Source organism: Shewanella sp. TB7-MNA-CIBAN-0143 (genome assembly GCF_040310065.1).
Taxonomy (GTDB): Bacteria; Pseudomonadota; Gammaproteobacteria; order Enterobacterales; family Shewanellaceae; genus Shewanella.
This window is the reverse complement of record NZ_JBEOPL010000048.1, coordinates 1-2,374: the sequence shown is the minus strand read 5'-3', so window position 1 is coordinate 2,374 and position 2,374 is coordinate 1. Positions and strand designations below refer to the sequence as shown.

Genomic DNA, 2,374 nt, shown 5'->3' with positions numbered 1-2,374 from the left:
GGTAAGCGGTAAATAAACCCCACATCCTCAATCAATAAAATATTTGTCATAGTACCTCACCAATTTAAGGAGGCACTATGACATCACAACAAAAACACCAGTATTGGTCTTCATTAATCGAGCAGCAAAAACAAAGTGGCATCAGCATCACTCAGTTTTGTGCCGAGCAGAACATCAGCTATCAAACCTTTTATACATGGGCCAAAAAACTCCGAGTACAGCCTGAGCCACAACGTTTGCAACCCATTCTTGTGACAGATGCACACGTCGAAAGTGCAAACGTTGTCACGCTAGTCCTTACAAATGGTTTGCGTGCTCAGTTGCCGCTTCATTTAAGCACTAACCAAATCCAACATTGGGTTGCAGCCCTAAAATGACGCCCTCTGCTCAAGTTTATCTCGTCACGGGTGTCACCGATATGCGTAAGTCTATCGATGGGCTATCGCTTATCGTTGCACAACACCTTGAAATGGACCCGTTTAGTGAATCCTGGTTTATTTTTTGTAATCGTCATCGAGATAAGCTCAAAATCTTGTTTTGGGACACGAATGGCTTTTGGCTTTATTATCGGCGGTTAGAAAAAGGCACATTCAAGTGGCCAACACCCACACACGATGGCGCGTTACATATCAGTAAAGCGCAGCTAAATTGGCTGTTATCGGGGTTATCTATCGAGCATCATAGAGCGCATCGACCATTAAATAACCTAACAGTGTGATCAAATAGGCGATCACATTTTTATGCTTGAACGATCCTTTTTCGCTGGCACAATAAGGAAAAATTCACATAAACTTCGCTAATAATGACCACACTTCCTGACGATATTGAGCAACTTAAGGCCATGGTACTGCAGCTGCAACAAGCTGCTGACATTGCACAGGCACAAGCGTCATTAGCTAAGGAAGAAGCGCTTGTTGCTCAAGAAGAAATTACTGAACTTAAAACACAAATCCAGTTGCTAATTGAGCAATTAAATTTAAGTCAATCTAAGCGGTTTTCTTCAAAGAGTGAAAAAGTAGCCAAAGGCGCCTTCAATGAGGCGGAGCAACAAGATATTGCTGAGCCATCAACGCAAACCAAAAAGAAAACCGGCCGCAAACCCTTACCAGAAACACTCGAGCGTGAAGTTGTTACACATGAGATTGACTCACCTTGCTGTGAATGCTGTCAATCTCCACTGCACCGATGCGGCGTCGAAACCAGTGAAGAGCTTAAGATTATTCCTCAAAAAGTGACGGTTATCCGCCATGAACGGGTGAAATATGCCTGTCGTCAGTGTGAAAAAACGCAAACAAGTTCACGCATTATCACCGCCCCTAAGCCACCCAGCTTAATCCCTAAGAGTATTGGCAGCGCCGAGGCATTTGCCGCCGTTGTGACGGCAAAATACGTTGATGCACTGCCACTTTATCGTCAGGTGGATATCTTAACCCGCTCTGGTATCGATATCAGCCGAGCGACGTTAGCCAATTGGTGCGTACAATTAGGCATGAAGGTTCAGCCCATTATTGATGCAATGCAGTCACAACTGCTCAATGAAAAGTTGATTTGTGCTGATGAAACCACTGTGCAAGTCTTAAGAGAAGCTGACCGAGAGGCGCAGTCGACCTCGTATATGTGGGTGTATCGCAGTGGTGAGTTTGTCCAAACGCCTATTGTAATTTATGACTATCATCCAAGCCGCGCAGGTCGTTGTGCTCAAGCGTTCTTGTCTGGCTTTTCTGGGTATTTACTGACGGATGGCTACGGTGCTTATGGCACATTAAAAGATGTCACCCATGCTGGCTGCATGGCACATGTGCGCCGAAAGTTCACCGATGCACAAAAAGCGAGTGGCTCAAAAAAAGCAGGTAAACCCGAAGTCGCACTGAGCTATATTGCCAAACTCTACGCCATTGAAAAACGTTCAAAACAACTCAGTGCGCTTGAGCGACAACAATTAAGACAACAAGAAGCTGTACCCATATTAGCGGAGTTTAAAACCTGGCTGGAAAAACAACAGGTACTTCCCAAAGGATATCTAGGCAAAGCCATTACCTATGCACTAAACCAATGGCCAAAATTATTAACGTACCTTGATGATGGTGATATTAGCATCGACAACAATGTCACCGAGCGAGATATTCGCCCGTTCACAACGGGGCGTAAAAACTGGATGTTCTCAACGTCAGTCAATGGCGCACATGCCAGTGCGAACTTATACAGTTTAGTGATGACCTGTCGCGCCAACGATATAAGTCCATATTATTACTTCAGACACTTGTTTACCGAGCTGCCCAAGCGTCTTCCTACCGACGATTTGACCGATTTAATGCCGTGGAATGTTGATTTGAGCAATTTGGATTAACGTTTCACTGCTTCATTTACCGCTTAC

General features: G+C 44.7%; 3 protein-coding genes. All 3 read left to right on the top strand.

Going from position 1 to position 2,374, the window contains the following annotated elements:
• Positions 1 to 77: 77 nt before the first annotated feature.
• Positions 78 to 377 carry an IS66 family insertion sequence element accessory protein TnpA gene (gene tnpA / locus AAEY97_RS21030; RefSeq protein ID WP_351001278.1) on the top strand — a complete coding sequence of 100 codons (300 nt, stop codon included), beginning with the start codon at positions 78 to 80 and terminating at the stop codon, positions 375 to 377.
• The gene (gene tnpB / locus AAEY97_RS21025) at positions 374 to 718 is read left to right on the top strand and encodes an IS66 family insertion sequence element accessory protein TnpB (RefSeq protein ID WP_188927290.1); all 345 of its coding nucleotides are present in this window, start codon (positions 374 to 376) and stop codon (positions 716 to 718) included. The genes tnpA and tnpB overlap by 4 nt, the downstream gene beginning before the upstream one ends.
• 84 nt (positions 719 to 802) lie before the next feature.
• On the top strand, positions 803 to 2,347 hold the full coding sequence (gene tnpC / locus AAEY97_RS21020; protein WP_351001274.1) for an IS66 family transposase: 1,545 nt from the start codon (positions 803 to 805) through the stop codon (positions 2,345 to 2,347).
• Positions 2,348 to 2,374 lie beyond the last annotated feature (27 nt).

Bases quoted from the DNA above. Each gene is read 5' to 3' on its own strand.
- tnpC (WP_351001274.1), top strand. From the start codon at position 803: ATGACCACACTTCCTGACGATATTGAGCAACTTAAGGCCATGGTACTG.
- tnpB (WP_188927290.1), top strand. From the start codon at position 374: ATGACGCCCTCTGCTCAAGTTTATCTCGTCACGGGTGTCACCGATATG.
- tnpA (WP_351001278.1), top strand. From the start codon at position 78: ATGACATCACAACAAAAACACCAGTATTGGTCTTCATTAATCGAGCAG.